This window comes from Pseudomonas sp. DY-1 (assembly GCF_003626975.1).
Classification (GTDB): domain Bacteria; phylum Pseudomonadota; class Gammaproteobacteria; order Pseudomonadales; family Pseudomonadaceae; genus Metapseudomonas.
Genome location: NZ_CP032616.1, coordinates 5,021,708 through 5,038,648 on the forward strand (window position 1 = coordinate 5,021,708; position 16,941 = coordinate 5,038,648).

Genomic DNA, 16,941 nt, shown 5'->3' on the forward strand with positions numbered 1-16,941 from the left:
ACAGCACCGAGCAACCCCAAGGGCTCCGGCCCCGCAGGGAGAGAACAATGATCAGAGTGCCCGTCCTGGTGCTGTCCAGCATCCTTGCAAGCAGCGCGTTCTGCGCCCATGCCGACATCTTCCGGGTTGTCTCGGCGGACGGCAGCATCACCCTCACCAACATCCAGCGCAGTGATCGCAAACTGGTTCGCGTGGCCCGTGAGAAACCCTTGCTGGCCAAGGCCCCAAGCCTGGTCCAGCCGATCCGCAAAGGTAAGACCAAGGCCCCGCGCTACGCGCTGATCGTCGCCCAGGCGGCCTTCGACTACGAACTGCCGGCGGAGCTGTTGCACGCGGTGATTCAGACCGAATCCAACTACGATCCTTCCGCCCTCTCGCCCAAGGGCGCTGCCGGCCTGATGCAGTTGATGCCCGACACCGCGAAGGACCTGGGCGTGCAGGACGTGTTCGACCCGGCCGCCAACGTGCGTGGCGGCGCGCGCTACCTGAAGCGCCTGATGACGATGTTCGACAATGACCTCTCCCTTGCCCTGGCCGCCTACAACGCGGGTCCCGGGACCGTGCTCGCCTATGGCAGTGCCATTCCTCCCTACCCGGAAACCCAGCGCTACGTGCCCAGTGTCCTGGGTCACTACCAGCGCCTCCAGGCCGACGCAAAACGACCCCGCTAGTGGGGAAATTCCCCAGATGCGGGGGCGTTTTCCTGCGAATCCTTCACCGCCATCACCCCGATTCCATAGTCCTGTGGGAGCGAATTTATTCGCGAATGAGTTCGCTCCCACAGGAATTGCATTCGGGCCATGGATTCTTCTGTGGGGGCGACTTCAGTCGCTGAACAGGCCGGCGCTGAATCGAACTCCGCCTGGTGGACGGAAAAGCGTCGTCCACCCTACGAGGTGCTGGCCGATTGCGAACGAGTTCGCCGCAGGGTGCGTAGGGGGGATAACGCTCTTTTTATCCTGCCCCCACGCACTCCATCACGATTGAAATCACCCTTCACGAATCACTCCACGCCCCATCGCCCCCACCCCGTAGAAACCGGGGAATTGGGTGGGAATCGGGTGGGGGAAATACTGGCAATTCCCCCATTGGCGATTGCAACTATCTGATTTTAAAGGCCTTGCTCTGATGGCACAGGCATTGCTCGATCAGTCCTGCCCTCTCTTGGCATCCGTGCACCTGATACCGAGGTCAGCCAAATGAAACGGACTTACCCTTCGCGCAGTGCAAACCCCATTTCCGATGGTGCCCCGAGGGCATCTCTTTATCTGGGCGGCGTCTTCCTGTTGCTGGGCGCGCTCTTCTCCACCGAGGAGGCACGGGCGGCCGTGCAGTGCCAGCGAAACCTCGTGGCCAATGTCGTGGCCCTGGATCAGCCATTGATGTTCAACCGCCTCGGTGCCCAGAACATCAACGGCATGATGTTCGCCCTGCGTCGTGACGTGGTGGACCGGAACGAAGTGCCGCTCACCCAGGGCGGCGCGGCAGTGCCCGGCGAGGTGGCGCTGCGTCCGGACAAGCGTCCTCGCCCGCTGGTGCTACGGGTGGCCGCAGGCGACTGCCTGACCATCAACCTGCAGAACCTGCTGGCCTACCAGGCCAACCCCAACAATCCCGAAGACCCGCTGTTCAAGAAAGACGAGCAGGTCGCCGACCGTCATGTCGGTTTCCAGGTCAACGGCATGCAGGCGGTCAACGACATTGGCGACATCGCCACCAACGCTGGCCGCAACCAGAACAACCTGGCCCCGCCGGGTGGCAGCCGCACCTACACCCTGTATGCCGAGCGCGAGGGCGCTTTTGCCGCCACCAGCTACGGCGCCACCTTTGGTGGTGAAGGCACCGGCGGCAACACCGCCAACGGCCTGTTCGCCCAGGTGGTGGTGCTGCCCAAGGGCGCCCGCACCTACCGTAACGTGATCACCGAAGAAGAAATGCGCCTGGCCACCACCGGACGCACCCCGGCCGGCCAGCCGATCATCGACTACGAAAAACGCTATCCTCAGGCTGCGCCCTGGAACGAGGAAGGCAAGGCCGGGCTGCCGGTGATCGCCATGATGGACAACGGCGAGATCATCTCCAGCGACACCGATGCCGTGGTCATGGGCCCCAACCCCGATGGCACCTTCCCGCAGAACACCTACCCGCTGGAAAGCTACGGCAAGCGCAACCCGGCGCTGCCCAATCGCCTGGAACCCTTCCGCGATTTCTCGTCCGTGTTCCATGACGAAAACGCCGTGGCCCAGGCCTTCCCCGGCTACTGGAATGACCCGGTGTTCGGCCATGTGCTGGAGCCGACCCGCGACTCCTTCATGATCAACTACGGCGCTGGCGGTATCGGTGCCGAGGTGGTGGCCAACCGTCTTGGTGTCGGCCCGATGCATGACTGCCTGTCCTGCGCGTACGAAGAGTTCTTCCTCAGCGCTCACGCCGTCGGCGATATCGCCATGCAGGTGGACGTACCGGCCAACGTCGGCCTGGAAGCCATCCTGCCTGGCCAGGTACCGCCGGAAGGCACCACCGGGGTGAAGGCCACCATGGCACTGTTCCCGGCCGAGCCGTCCAACGTCGCCCACAGCTACATCGGCGATGCCGTGCGCTTCCGCAACACCCATAACGGCTACGAGCAGCATGTATTCCATCTGCACGGCCACCAGTGGCTGTTCAACCCCAATGACGACAACTCCGACTACATCGACGCCCAGGGCATCGGGCCGGGTTCGGGCTACACCTACGAAATCGCCAACGGTGGCTCCGGCAACCGCAACCGCACCTCGGGCGATGCCATCTACCACTGCCACTTCTACCCGCACTTCGCCCAGGGCATGTGGGCCATGTGGCGCATCCACGATGTATTCGAGGAAGGCACCCGCCTGGCGGTATCCGAGGAAGGCGACGACGGTTATCACAAGAAGGCCTTCGAACTGCGCAGCGGCCTGCCTGCACAGGGCGCCCGCGCCCTGCCGGATGGCGAAATCGTCGCCGGTACACCGATTCCCGCTATCGTCCCGCTGCCGGGCAAGGCCATGCCGCCCATGCCGGGCAAGGTCACGGTGGTCGCCAAGTACGGCGAAGAACTGGTGGCTGCGAACGACGATGACGACGAGCACGAAGAGGGCGATGACGATTCGAACCACGAACCTGAACGCAAGGCCGTGGGCTCGGTGGCCCTGGTGGACCGCAGCGAGGCCAACCGCAACGCCGACGGCACCCTGAAAAACCCGGGCTTCCCGTTCTGGATCGGTGGTATCGAAAGCACCGTTGGCCAACGCCCCAGCACTCCGCCACTGGACATGCTCGACACCGCCAGGGCCCAGAGCCTGCGTGATTCGGGCAATGCCCTGTGGGCAAACATCGACCCGGCCCAGGCCGGTGGCTGGGACGGCGGCCTGCCGCGCCACACCCTCGACGGTGTGTCCGCTGGCGGTGAGGCCGAAGTGGTCACCAGCGCCCTGGACTTCTCCAAGGTGGTCCACCGCGCCAAGGCCGTGTTCATCCCGGAAGAGGGGACCGACGTCGAACAGTCGGTCATGGCCTTCCACGCCAAGGCCAGCCACCCTAGCTTCGCCGTGTCGCCCAGCGGCGCCGTGCAGGCGAAGAACTTCCGCACCAACGGCAGCCTGCCGGTGGGCGGTGCGCCGTACTACGAGCCGTGCATGGACGACACCGGCAAGCGCCTGATCCAGGCCTCCGCAGTCGGTCGCTACAACAGCGGCGACACCATCAACGGCCAGTCCTTCACCGGCAGCTCGGCCTACACCGCCGACCGCCCGCGCGTCTACAAGGGCGCCAACATCCAGTTCGACGCCGTGTTCAACAAGGTTGGCTATCACTTCCCGCAGACGCGCATCCTCGCGCTCTGGGAAGACGCCTGGCCGGTGATCAACAAGCAGCAGCCGCCGGAACCGCTGGTGATGCGGATGAACACCTTCGACTGCACCATGTACCAGCACACCAACCTGATCCCGGCGGTGTACGAGCTGGACGACTACCAGGTGCGCACCCCCACCGACATCATCGGCCAACACATCCACCTGCCGAAGTGGGACCTGACCGCGGCCGACGGCTCGGCCAATGGCTGGAACTACGAGGACGGCACCCTCTCGCCGGCCAGCGTGGTGGAACGCATCCACGCCATCCGCGAGTACAACCACTGCGTCGACGCCGACCCGCGCGACGGTTCCCAGGAGTGCCCGGTGGCCAGGCAGCACCCGTATTTCGGCCAGTTCGGCCGCGCTGACTGGCTGGGTGCGCGCACCACCCTGCAGCGCTGGTTCGCCGACCCGCTGATCAATACCTACAACGTCGACCGCGGTCTGGGGAACATCTTCACCCACGACCACTTCGGCCCGTCCACCCACCAGCAGCTCGGCCTCTACGCCACCGTGCTCACCGAGCCGGCCGGCTCCAGCTGGTACCACGGCGAAACCGGGCAGCCGCTCTACAGTGGACGCCAGGACGGCGGCCCGACCTCCTGGCAGGCGGTGATCGCCACCGGCGACCTGGATGGCGACGGCAAGAACGACAGCTTCCGCGAGTTCTTCATGGAGTACAGCGACTTCCAGCATGCCTACGAGGCGGGCGTCTACGTCGGCGCCGGTCCTGACGGCATCCCGGATGCCGGCGCCTATCCGACCTCAATGGACAGCTTCCGCTACGCCATCAACCCTCCCGTGCGCCAGTCCGGTTCGAACCTCTTCGAGTCGGTGCGTGAGGCTGCTGGCGGCCAGGTCCTGGGCTGCCCGAGCCGTCCTTGCCCGCAGGCGATCTCGGTGGATGACCCCGGCATGTTCGTCGTGAACTACCGCAACGAGCCTGTGGGCCTGCGCATCTTCGACCCCAACAAGGTGGCCCCGGACGGCAAGCCCGGCATGCAGGCCGACGGCCTGGCGGGCGATCTCGCCTATGCCCTGCAGACCCGTACCGATCGCGCCATTCCCGCGCTGAACCTGGCGCCCAGCGCCATCAGCTCGGCCACCGGCCCCACCGGTGCCAGCACCGCGTTCCCGCCCCACATCAACTTCGGCGGCGATCTGCCGGGCGACCCGTTCACTCCGTTGCTGCGGGCATACTCCGGCGACAACGTGCGCCTGCGCATGCACGCCGGTGGCCATGAGGAGGAGCACAACGTCACCCTGCACGGCGTGAAGTGGCTGCACTCGGGCACCGGTTTCGGCAACAGCGGCAACTCGGGATGGAAGGCTTCGCAGATGGTTGGCATCTCCGAGCAGTTCGGCTTCGTCGCCCCGGTGACCATGATGTCCGGCAACACCACCTATGAGGCTGCCGACTACCTCTACAACATGGATGCCTCCATCGAGGGCTACTGGAACGGCATCTGGGGCGTGATGCGCAACTACACCCAGCCGCGCACCGACCTGTTCGCCCTGCCGAACAACCCGCGCCCGGTCTCGTCGCGCAACACCACCCAGTTCGATGGTGTGTGCCCACGTACCAGCCCCAACCCCAATGGCATTGGTACCCGCACCACGGTGCAGCGCAATTACGAGATCGTCGCGGCGCTCGCCAACGACATTCTCGGCAATCCGCTGGGCCTGACCATCGGCGATCCGGCCGGGGCGGGCATGCATGCCGGCGGGCCGCTCAACCCGCAGGGTGGCACCCTGGTGTTCAACGCGCGGCCGGTGACCATTGCGCAGGCAACGGTGATCGACGAGGAAGACGGCGAGGTGTTCACCATCGGCGGCCAGTCCGGCCCGCTGCATGACCCGACCGCCATCCTCTATGTGCGCAAGGCCGACCTGGACCCGCTCACCGGCAAGCTGAAGCCCGGCGTGCCCGTCGAGCCGCTGGTGCTGCGCGCTGCCGCTGGCGACTGCGTGAACATCACCCTGGAAAACCGCCTGCCGCAGACGATGCCTGACCTGCCGACCTACGCGGTGATGCAGGGCCTGGTCAAGCGCGACCGCAACAGCGCGCAGGGTCCAACCACCTTCAACAACAACATGATGCGGCCCTCCAGCCATGTCGGCCTGCACACCCAGTTGTTGGCGTACGACATCACCAAGTCGGACGGTTTCAACGTCGGCATCAACCCGGTGCAGACGGTCGAGCCGCGCGGCGCGGCGGGCGGCGCCTGGCCGTCGAAGAGCTACAAGTTCTACGTCGGCCACCTGGAACGCGAGGGCAAACCGGTGACCCAGCTCGGCCGCAGCGTCGACAACATCACCGCGACCCCGGTCGAGTTCGGTGGCTTCAACCTGCTGCCGGCCGACCCGGTCAAGCAGGGCCAGAAAGGCCTCGCCGGCGCCATGAGCATCGCCCCGCAAGGCGCCACCTGGGTCGAGGACGCCGGCATGCGTGCTGCCGCCACCGTGACCCCGCTGTCCGGCACGCCGTACCGCGACTTCTCGCTGGTGCTGCACAAGTCGCTGAACATGCGTTGGGCCAATGGCCGGCCGGTGGAAAACATGGCCTCCGAAGGCTTCGGCATCCCGGCCGATCCCAAGGACAACTCCGGCATGGCGGTGAACTACAAGAGCGAGCCGCTGTGGTACCGCTTCGGCAAGGCGCCGGACGCGCCCTTCGGCCATGCCCAGGGCCACGGCTGGGGCGACGTACCCAACGCGCACATGGCGTACAACAACGAGCTGGTGGGTGGCGACCCGTTGACCCCGATCATGAAGGTCAAGCCCGGCCAGCCGTTCCGTACCCACGTGACCATGCCCTCGGGCGGTAGCCGTGGCATGACCTTCCAGCTCGATGGCCATGTCTGGGCGTTCAACCCCTTCCTGTCCGAGAAGCTGGACGTCTGGGGCTACCCGCAGAAGAACGCTGGCATCGGCTCGCTGCGCTTCGGCATCAACCCGGCGGCGCTCTACATCGGTGCCCAGGAAAGCGTGCTACCGGCGGCGCACTACAGCCTGTCGATCCCCAGTGCTGGTGGCGCCAACGCGGTGCCGGGGGATTACCTGTACCGGGATTACGCTGCCTTCGGCAACGTCGGCGGGGTCTGGGGTCTGTTGCGGGTGACCAATGAGCAGTAGGGCCTGATGAACGACTGTGGGAGCGAATTCATTCGCGAATGAATTCGCTCCCGAAGGTCCACTCTGCCGATGGGTTTCGTGCCTCTACCCACTCTGCGGTGGGCCCATCGAGCTCGGCCAGCCATGACACTGAAATCGCAGGCCAGGCATGGCCTGCGATTGTCTTTTCCGGGCATCCGCGGATCGTTCACCAGAGAGAACTGCGTCCTGCTTGGCGAATGAATTCGCCCCCACAAGGGTGGCTTCCCGGGGCAGGGTGCTGCCGGCGCGAGTCACCCCTCTCCACTTCAGAGAGAGGGGACGGGGGAGAGGGTGGCTTCAGGCGGGCTCGAACCTGCCGGGCAGCGTTCCCCCAAAAGAGGGGATATGGGTGGGGAATAATCCGGGCTCTGCCCGTCCACGACTTCACAAGTCGTTGAATCTGTTGACCTTTAACGGCTGGCACAGGCATTGCTCCTGCATCAGCACGAGGTCCAGACCAAGGGGAAGGACGCCAGATGAAAGCCTTGCACAAAGCTTCCAGCCTGCTGCTGTTCACCGGCCTGCTGGCCGTCGAGGTCCCTGCGGCCGAAGCGCCGGCTGGCGTTTCCCAGCGTCTGGTGCGCGATGGCGTCGCCATCGAGTTCGAGGCCCGGCCGCTGGGCAGCGATGGCGTGCTCACCGAAGGGATGTTTGCCGATGTCCGCTTGCGCATCTCTGATGCCACCACTGGCCAGCCGCTGGCCGGGCAGGTACCGGGGGCCTGGCTCGACCAGGCGCTGCCGGAAGGCCAGGCCGACCAGTGCAAGGTACGCATCGGCACCTACCTCAAGGGCGTGCTCAGCGCCCGCCCGCTGGTGGACCTGAACAGCTACTACCTGGTGGTGATGAACAAGGATTCCGCCCTTACCGTGATCGATCCGGTGACCTCGGTGGGCGGCATCACCAGCACCCTGACTCGCGTCGCTCTCAAGCGCCCACCGATGGACTGGGCTGCCAGCGCCGACGACCGCCTGCTCTACGTTTCCATGCCCAGTGCGGGGGAAGTGGCGGTGGTGGATACCACCGAATTCAAGGTGCTGGGCAACCTGCCGGCCGGGCCCGAGCCGGTGCGCGTGGCGCTGCAGCCGGATGGCCGCTACCTCTGGGTTGGCAACAATGCCCAGCGCGGGGAGGAGGGCGGCGTGACCGTGATCGACACCCAGGCACGCAAGACCGTGGCGACCCTGGCCACCGGTGGCGGCCATCACGAAATCGCCTTCAGCGCCGACTCGCGTTTTGCCTTCGTCAGCAGTCGCGATGCCGGCCGGGTGACGGTCGTGGATGTCGCCAGCCTGAAGAAGGTGCAGGACATCGAGACCGGGCCGAGCCCGCTGTCCCTGGCCCTGTCGAACCTTTCCGGTGCGCTCTACGTGAGCGACGGCAAGGCGGGCACCGTCACCGTCATCGACGCCCGCAGCCTCAAGGTGCGCAAGGTGATCGATGCCGGCCACGGCCTGGGGCCGCTGCGCTTCACGCCGGACGGTCGCTTCGGCCTGGCGCTGAACAGCCTGAACGACCAGGTGCTGGTGCTGGATGCCGGCAGTGACGAGATCGTCCAGCGCGCCGAGATCACCGCCGAGCCCTATCAGCTGGTGTTCACCCGCAACTACGCCTATGTGCGCGGCCTGGCGTCGCCGAAGGTGAGCATGATCAACCTGGAGTCACTGGGCAAAGACAAGCAGATCATCGTCCAGGCCTTCGAGGCAGGTCCCGCTGCCCCCAAGCTGGCCGGCGAGCTGCCACTGGCCGATGGCCTCAGCCAGGCTCGCGATGAAGGCGCCGTGTTCGTGGTCAACCCGGTGGACAACACCACCTACTTCTACATGGAAGGCATGAACGCCCCCATGACCGGCTACCTCAATCGGGGCCACACCTCCCGCGCCGCGCGGGTCATTGACCGCAGCATGCGCGAAGTCGAGCCGGGCCTGTTCAGCAGCCGGATCAAGTTGCCGGCACCGGGCAAGTTCGACCTGGCGGTGATGCTCAACCAGCCGAAGATCGCCCACTGCTTCAGCGCCGATGTGCAGCCCAACAAGGCCATGGCCGCCCAGCGCAACAAGCCGCGCGTGGAGTTCCTCATCGACCAGCCGCTGGTGACTGCGGGCGCCACCACCAAGGTGCGCTTCCGCATTCTCCAGGGCGGCGCCGACCAGCCGAAGACCGGCATTGCCGACCTGCGCGTGCGCTACTTCCAGGCGCCGGCCTCACGCCCCTACGAGGTGGCTGCAGTGGAAGTGGGCGAGGGTGTCTATGAGGCGCCGATCGAGCTGAAACAGGTCGGTGCGTATTACCTGCACGTGGGCTCGTCCTCCCTGGGCATGCCCTTCGGCTCGCAACCCTATGCCAGCCTGCGTGCCGTCCAGGGCCAGGCACGGACCAACCCGTAAGGAGCACACCATGGAACCGTTGAAAACTGGCATCGCTGCCGCGCTGGTCACCCTGGGTCTCGTTGCCGGCCCTGTTCTGGCGGACCACAGTCAGGAAGAACATGCCGCTCATATGGCCCAGATGGTCGCCGACCCGCATGCGCAGCACCAGGGGCACGCCAGTTCGCAGGCGGGCGCCCAGGTGGTCTTCGCCGATGTGCCGCTGCTGGACCAGGATGGCCGCGAGTTGCGCCTGAAGGACGACCTGGTCGGCGACCGCATCGTCGTCATGGGCTTCGTGTACACCAGCTGTACCACGGTCTGCCCGGTTATCTCGGCGATCATGCAGAAGCTGCAGAAACAACTGGGCGAGCGCGCCGGTCGCGACGTTCAGCTGATTTCCCTCAGCATCGACCCGCTGCGCGACACCCCTGAACGTCTCCACGAATATGCCGGCCGCTTCGACGCGGGTGGGGGCTGGCGCTGGGTCACCGGCAGCAGCGAGGCCGTGACCGACACCCTCAAGGGCCTCGGCACCTGGACCGCGAACTACCAGGACCACCCTCCGCTGATCATGGTGGGCGATGGCCGCACCCAGCAGTGGACCCGCTTCTACGGCTTCACCGATCCCGCCGTGCTGATGGCGCGGGTCGACGAGCTCAGCGCCGCCCGCGAACACGGCGGCCGCAGCCATGACGCCCTTGCCCAGGAGACCCACCCATGAAGCGCCTGCTCCCGCTCGTCCTGGCCATGGCCCTGGCCAACGTCGCCAACGCCCACGAAGGCCACGAGAACCATGAAGCCGCCCCGGCCTCCAATGCCCCCGCTGCCCAGCCCCTGAAGGCCGGTGGCACGACGGACGCCCAGACCTATTTCACCGATACGCTCTTGCGCGACCAGAACGGCCAGGAAGTGCGCTTCTACAGCGACGTATTGAAGGGCCGGCTGGTGATGCTCAACGTGATCTTCACCCACTGCAATGACGCTTGCCCGTTGATCACCCGCAAGCTCAAGGAAGTGCGCGAAGCCATGGGCGAAGACCTGTCGAAGCAGGTGTATTTCATCTCCCTTTCCAGCGATGCCGAGAACGACACCCCGGAAGTGCTCAAGGCCTTCGCCGCCAAGCACGGCGTGGATTCGCCCAACTGGATCTTCCTGACCGGCGACAAGGCCAACATGGACCTGGTGCTGGCACGCCTGGGGCAACTGGGTGAAAGCCCGGAGGCCCATTCGACCCTGCTGATCGCCGGCGATGTACCGAACAAGCGCTGGAGCAAGATCCGCCCCGACGCGCCGGTGAATGCCATCGCCCAGCGCCTGCAACTGATGACTATGCCCGTGGCCGGGCGTTGAGGGCCGCAGCCATGTGGCGCGCCCTGCTGCTGGTCATGCTGATCGCCCAGGCGGGCCTGGCCGTTGCGCTGGAACTCAGCCCTGAGGAAGCGGCGGGTCGGCGCATCTACCTGGAGGGCATGGGCTCGGCCAATGGCGAGATCAGCGCGCGGGTCGGTGCCGGCGATACCCTGGTGCCGGCGGCGGTGATGCCCTGTGCCAACTGTCACGGCGCCGATGGCCGCGGGCGCCCGGAAGGCGGTGTGCGCCCACCGGATATCACCTGGCGGCGCCTTTCCCTGCCTTATGGCCAGCGGCAATCCAACGGCCGCAACCATGGGGCCTACGACGAGGGCGCATTGGCCCGCGCGGTGGGCGAGGGCCGCGACCCCGCCGGCAACCGCCTCGACCCGGCCATGCCGCGCTTCGTCATGTCCCTGCGTGACATGGCCAATCTGACCGCCTATCTCAAGCGGTTGGAAGATGACCACGATCCCGGTGTGCAGGAGGCCGAGCTGCGCCTGGGGACACTGCTGCCAACGCAGGGGCCCCTGGCCGAGCTGGGGCGCACGGTGGAGGCGGTGTTGCGCGGTGCCCTGGCGCAGGTCAACGAGGCGGGCGGCATCCATGGCCGGCGGTTGTCGCTGGTGGTGCGTGACCCCGGCATGGACCGGCAAAGCACACAAAGGGCGCTGGAGAAGTTGCTCGCCGAGGATCAGGTCTTCGCTTTGCTGGCACCCCTGGTGCCGGCGCTGGATGGCGACCTTTCCGAGTCGATCGGCAAGGCTGGCGCACCGCTGGTGGGGCCACTGGCCCTGTTCGATGAAGCTGGAAGCAATCCGCTGGTTTTCAATGCCCTGCCGGGCCTGCGCGAGCAGCTTTTCGCCCTGGCGGGTTACGCCAGCAGCGACCTCGGCCTGGAGCAGTCGGAAGCCCTGGTGGTCTACCCCGGGGAGGCCCGGCAGCAGGGCTTGGCAGAATCCCTGGCCCTGCGCCTGATGGACCAGGGGTGGTCGCGGGTACGCCTGCTGGGCTACGACGCCGAAAACGGCAGTAGTGCCCTCAGCTCCGCAGCCAGGGGGGCGCAGGGTGTGTTCTTCCTCGGCCAGTCGGAGGACTTCGCCCGGCTCGCCGACCGGCTCCAGGCAGACGACCTTTCGCCCTACCTGTTCGCCGCCTCGGCGCAGGTTGCCAGCAGCGCCCTGCGCATTCCGCCGCGTTTCTCCGAACGGGTGTTCCTCGCCTATCCATTCATGCCCGCCGACTGGACCCCGGAAGGCGAGGCAGCGCTGCTGGCGATTCGTCGCAGCCAGGGATTGGGCGGTCAGCACGCGGCATTGCAGGTGGGCGCCTACTGCGCCGCCATGCTGGTCAGCGAGGGGTTGAAGCGCGCGGGTCGGGACGCCAGCCGGAAGAAGCTGGTCAGCGCCCTGGAAGGCCTGCGTGGTTTCCGCACCGGCCTGACCCCGGCGCTGGATTTCGGGCCAGGGCAGCGGGTGGGCCTGGCCGGCGCGCATATCGTCACCGTCGATCTGCACGGCCAGAGCTTCCGGCCACTGGGCAAGTTCATCAAGGTGGACACGCGACTCTAAGCGTCACGAAGGGGAGGACAGGACATGCAAGGCAATCCATGGTTCGGGCTGGTCATAGGCCTGCTCACGCCCCTGGTACTGGCCGGGGAAACCGGCATTGCCGCGCGGGTCAACGGCACCGACATCAGCAACTTCCGGCTGGAGCGGCATTTTGCCGACTACCTGAAGATCCAGGGCCGCCAGGTTGGCGCCATCCGCAGCCCGGTGGCCTACAAGCGCCTGAAGCGTGAGGCGCTGCAGCAACTGATCGACAAGGAACTGCTCTGGCAGGAGGCGAGCCGACTGGGCATCAGCGTGTCGGATGAGGAAATCAGCGGCAGCCTGGCCGAAATGAAGGCCGCCTTCCCTGACACCCAGGGTTTTGCCCGCGCGTTGGACGAGGCCGGTTTCGACGAGGCCTCGTATCGCGATTACCTGCGCCACGAGCTGGTCGCCAGCCGCGTCCTCGACGAAATCGCCCATGTGGACCCGCCCAGTGACACCGATGTGCGCGTCGCCTTCGAGAGCCTGAAACCGCAGATCGACCCGGGCATGGAAGAAGCGCGCGCCCTGGCTTTGGTGCGCCAATACATCATTGGCCAACGCGTAGCCCAGGGCCGCGAGCTGGCGCTGGAGAAATTGCGCGAGAAGGGCAGGGTGGAAGTGCTGGTGGCGTTGTAGGTCGGCGATCCGCAGGGCCTGCTTTTCTGTGGGGGCGAATTCATTCGCGGCGGAAGCCGCAGGGCTCCCCAATGATGTGCCGCACGGAGGAGCCACCCTCACCCTCTCCCGGAGGGAGAGGGGGCTATCCGTGCAGCTCGCAGTCCCGCTTTTCTGTGGGAGCGAATTCATTCGCGAAGGAGCCGGCAGGGATCCCGCGAAAGGCCATCCCCCACTTCTGGGGATAGCCACTGGCCAACATCGGCCATTCCCCCGGTTTTGGGGGAACCCCCGATGGCGGGTAAACCACCCCCATTGCAAATCAGCGACTTAGAAGCCTCTCCAGCGAGCAAATCGGCTGGCACGATGCGTGCGTATGTCCAGGCAAAGGCGGATTCCGGCAAGACCGGACCGCCATGGCCCCTGGAGGTACAACCATGGACAGCCAGCTCCTGACGCAGCCTGTACCGGAGCGTTTCGATACCGAACTGATGCGCGCCGCGCGCAAACGTTCGGACGAGCTGGGGCATCGTCTGGTGGATGCCCTGGACGAGCTGGCCAACCTGGCGCCGGATGCCTTCGCCCGGCACCTGGGCAGCACCCTGCATTACCCGGTGCTGGCCTTCGAGGCCCTCAGCCGCGGCACACCTTGTTTCGAACGGATTCCCCTGGCACTGGCCCTGAAGCGCGAGTTCGTGCTGCTGGAGCTGGACGGCGAAACCCTTGGCGTGTTCGCCGACCCCTTCGACGAGTCGCGGCTGGCCTGGATCGAGGAGCAACGCCAGGACGCGCAGCTGCACCTGGTGCATCCCCGCGAGCTGGCCGCCTTCCTCGAACGCCACGAGGAAAGCTTCCACGCCGTCGACTCCCTGCAGGCCGGTGCCGGCACCGTGCAGGAAAGCGAGTCTTTTGAAACCCTCTCCCTGGCCCGCATCAGCGAAGACGCCAGCGTGGTGGTGAAGCTGGTCAACTCCACTCTCTATGACGCGCTCAAGCTGCACGCCAGCGATATCCACCTGGGCATGACCGGCAACGGCCTGTCCATCAAGTACCGCATCGACGGCGTGCTGGGTGGCGGCAGCCGCGTGCCCGGCATGGAGCTGGCAGAGCAGGTCATCTCGCGGGTGAAGGTGATGGCCGAGCTGGACATCGGCGAGAAGCGCGTGCCCCAGGACGGGCGCTTCAAGATCGGCATCAATGGCCGGCAGATCGACTTCCGCGTCTCCATCATGCCGAGCATCTTCGGCGAGGATGCGGTGTTGCGGGTACTCGACAAGCAGGACCTGGCCGACCAGGTCAACGGCGTGCGCCTGGAGGCCCTGGGCTTCGAGGACGGCACCCTGCGCAGTCTGCGCCGGCTGGCCTCCGAGCCCTACGGCATGGTGCTGGTCACCGGCCCCACCGGCAGCGGCAAGACTACCACGCTGTACGCGATGATCACCGAGATCAACCACGGCGTGGACAAGATCATCACCATCGAAGACCCGGTGGAGTACCAGCTTCCCGGCGTGCTGCAGATCCCGGTGAACGAGAAGAAGGGCCTCACCTTCGCCCGTGGCCTGCGCTCCATCCTGCGCCACGACCCGGACAAGATCATGGTCGGCGAGATCCGCGACCCCGACACCGCACAGATCGCCGTGCAGTCGGCGCTGACCGGTCACCTGGTGTTCACCACCATCCACGCCAATAACGTGTTCGACGTGATCGGCCGCTTCAGTCAGATGGAAGTGGACCCCTACAGCTTCGTCTCCGCCCTTAACGCGGTGCTGGCCCAGCGCCTGATCCGCCTGGCCTGCCCGAGCTGCGCCGAGGTCGTGCAGCCGGGCGAGGAAGAGCTGCTGGCCTCGGGCATCGACCCCGCCAGCGCGCACCAGTACCGCTTCATCACCTGCCCGGGCTGCGGGCGATGCCGGGGCACCGGTTATCGCGGACGGACCGCCATCGCCGAACTGCTGCGCCTGGACGATGACCTGCGCCAGCTGATCATCGAGCGCCAGCCCATCAGCCGCATCAAGGAACTGGCCGTCAAACGCGGCCTGCGCCTGCTGCGTACCTCGGCCCTGGACCTGGTCCGTGAAGGCCGCACCACGCTGGAGGAGATCAACCGTGTCACCTTTGTGGCCTGAGACCTACATCGCCGTGCTCGGGCCCCGCAGCGTGGGCCTGTTCCGGTGCCGTGACCGCCAGTGGCTCGGCAGCACCGCCTTCGACATCGTCGGCGGCCTGTCCTGGCCCTCCGCCGTGGCGGCACTGGAAACCCTGCTGGCCGGGCGCAAGCCGGAGCGGGCAATGCTCAAGGTGCTGCTGGCCAGCCACTACACGCGCTTCTGCCTGGTGCCCTGGAGCGAAGCCATCAACACCCCCGAGGAGCTGGCCGGTTACGCGCGCCTCTGCTTCGAAGACATCTACGGCACCCTGGGCGAAGGCTGGAACCTGAGTCTGGCGCCAGAAGCCGCCGGCCAGCCGCGCCTGGCCGCCGCCATGCCGGAGGAGCTGCTGACCCAGCTGCGCAGCCTGGCCAAGGCCAGTGGCCTGCGACTCGCGTCGGTGCAGCCCTATCTGGTCGCCGCCTTCAACCGCTACCGCGCCGCGCTGTCGATGGACGACTTTCTCTTCCTGGTGGCCGAACCCGGTCGCGGCAGCCTGCTGCTGGCGCGCGACGGTCGCTGGGCCACCGTGCGTTCGGTGACGCTGGACGAAAGCGACGTGGCGCTGAATGACCTGATCGCCCGCGAAGGCGAACTCCGTGGCCTGGAGCAGGGCGCTCCGGCTGCCTTCTTCCTGCATGCACCAGGACGCACTGGCCAGTTCGCCACTGACGTCGCCCGTCTGGATTCCGTGCTGCCAGACGGGCAGTACCAGGACCCCTTGCACGCCATGGCGATGACGGTGAGCTGAAATGCGCCAGATCGATCTCGACTTCCAGCACAAACCTGTTTCCAGCGTCCCCGGCTGGCTGCTGCTCGGCGGCGGGATGCTGATGTCAGTGCTGATGCTCGCTGCGCACCAGGACATTGGCGCCGAGACCGATGCACGCACTGCCGAATTGCAACGCGTCGATCAGCAATTGCAGAAACGCGGCCTGCGCCAAGCACCGCTTTCGGCCGGAGAAGAGAAGGCCCGCGCCGCCAGCGTGGCGGAGCTGCGGCGCATCACTGCACAGATGAACCTGCCGTGGGATGGCCTGTTCGCCATGCTCGAAGGGCAGTCGCGCAAGGACATCGCTTTGCTGTCCCTGACTCCCGATGCCCGCAAGGGCCAGCTGCGCATCTCCGCCGAGGCGCGCGACCTGCCGGCCATGCTGGCCTTCCACCGGGAACTGGAAGCCAGCGACGCGCTGAGCGATGTCTCGCTGCTCAACCACGAAATGGTCACCGAGCAGGCCGAGCGGCCCATTCGCTTCAACTTGCTGGCGAACTGGGGGGTGAAGGATGCGCGTCCCTAGGCTGATCCTCATCGAACAGACCCGGCGCCTCGGTTGGCCGGGTCTGGCCGGCGGCACACTGCTGGCCCTGGCCCTGGGCTATGCCCTGCTGGGGCTGCTGCCAGCGCGCCAGGCGTTGGCCAACCTGGATCTCCAACTGGCTGCGGATCGCGCGCAACTGTCGGCTGCCGCCAGCGTCGTTTCCAGCAAGCCGACCAGTGACGCGTCGTCGGCCCAGTTGGAAGACTTCCGCCGCAACCTGCCGGCGCAACTGGACGCCACCGGCGCCATCGACCGCATCTACGCCCTGGCCAGGGAAGAGGGCATCTCACTGGCCCGTGGCGAATACGCCCTCGGACTCGATCCCAAGACCCGCCTGGCGCGCTACCAGGTACTGCTGCCAGTGCGCGGCAGCTACCCGCAACTGCGCCGTTTCCTCCATGGCCTGCAGGCACAACTGCCGGCCCTGGCCCTGGAAGAGGTGGACCTGCAACGCAAGCAGATTGCCGACTCGGAACTCGAGGGGCGTATCCGCATGACCCTGTATCTGGCGAGGTGAC

Annotated in this window: 11 protein-coding genes; all 11 read left to right on the forward strand. The window is 66.3% G+C overall.

Annotation, left to right across the window (positions count from 1 at the left end; genetic code table 11):
- Positions 1-47: 47 nt before the first annotated feature.
- The 11 genes from D6Z43_RS23550 to D6Z43_RS23600 all read left to right on the forward strand — a co-directional run bounded on the left by D6Z43_RS23550 (position 48) and on the right by D6Z43_RS23600 (position 16,940).
- Positions 48-671, forward strand: coding sequence for a lytic transglycosylase domain-containing protein (locus D6Z43_RS23550; RefSeq protein WP_120654431.1), 624 nt, complete (start codon positions 48-50; stop codon positions 669-671).
- 528 nt (positions 672-1,199) lie between these two features.
- The gene (gene mnxG, locus D6Z43_RS23555; RefSeq protein ID WP_256660911.1) at positions 1,200-7,007 is read left to right on the forward strand and encodes a manganese-oxidizing multicopper oxidase MnxG; all 5,808 of its coding nucleotides are present in this window, start codon (positions 1,200-1,202) and stop codon (positions 7,005-7,007) included.
- Between the two features lie 497 nt (positions 7,008-7,504).
- Positions 7,505-9,415 carry a cytochrome D1 domain-containing protein gene (locus D6Z43_RS23560; RefSeq protein WP_120654432.1) on the forward strand — a complete coding sequence of 637 codons (1,911 nt, stop codon included), beginning with the start codon at positions 7,505-7,507 and terminating at the stop codon, positions 9,413-9,415.
- Between the two features lie 10 nt (positions 9,416-9,425).
- Entirely contained in the window at positions 9,426-10,118 is a 693-nt protein-coding gene (locus tag D6Z43_RS23565) for an SCO family protein (protein WP_120654433.1), read from the forward strand.
- Positions 10,115-10,747, forward strand: coding sequence for an SCO family protein (locus tag D6Z43_RS23570; protein WP_120654434.1), 633 nt, complete (start codon positions 10,115-10,117; stop codon positions 10,745-10,747). Before D6Z43_RS23565 ends, D6Z43_RS23570 begins: the two co-directional genes overlap by 4 nt.
- Positions 10,748-10,758: 11 nt before the next feature.
- The gene (locus D6Z43_RS23575) at positions 10,759-12,318 is read left to right on the forward strand and encodes an ABC transporter substrate-binding protein (protein ID WP_120654435.1); all 1,560 of its coding nucleotides are present in this window, start codon (positions 10,759-10,761) and stop codon (positions 12,316-12,318) included.
- Positions 12,319-12,342: 24 nt separating this feature from the next.
- Positions 12,343-12,978, forward strand: a complete 636-nt coding sequence (locus tag D6Z43_RS23580) for a SurA N-terminal domain-containing protein (protein ID WP_120654436.1) — start codon at positions 12,343-12,345, stop codon at positions 12,976-12,978.
- Positions 12,979-13,394: 416 nt separating this feature from the next.
- Positions 13,395-15,083 (forward strand): GspE/PulE family protein, encoded by a 1,689-nt coding sequence (locus D6Z43_RS23585; protein ID WP_120654437.1) that lies wholly within the window; start codon positions 13,395-13,397, stop codon positions 15,081-15,083.
- Positions 15,064-15,855, forward strand: coding sequence for a hypothetical protein (locus tag D6Z43_RS23590; RefSeq protein ID WP_120654438.1), 792 nt, complete (start codon positions 15,064-15,066; stop codon positions 15,853-15,855). Before D6Z43_RS23585 ends, D6Z43_RS23590 begins: the two co-directional genes overlap by 20 nt.
- Position 15,856: 1 nt before the next feature.
- Complete coding sequence (locus D6Z43_RS23595) at positions 15,857-16,402, forward strand: PilN domain-containing protein (protein WP_120654439.1); 546 nt, start codon at positions 15,857-15,859, stop codon at positions 16,400-16,402.
- Positions 16,389-16,940: a GspMb/PilO family protein gene (locus D6Z43_RS23600; RefSeq protein WP_120654440.1), complete on the forward strand. Its 552-nt coding sequence runs from the start codon at positions 16,389-16,391 to the stop codon at positions 16,938-16,940. The genes D6Z43_RS23595 and D6Z43_RS23600 overlap by 14 nt, the downstream gene beginning before the upstream one ends.
- Position 16,941 lies beyond the last annotated feature (1 nt).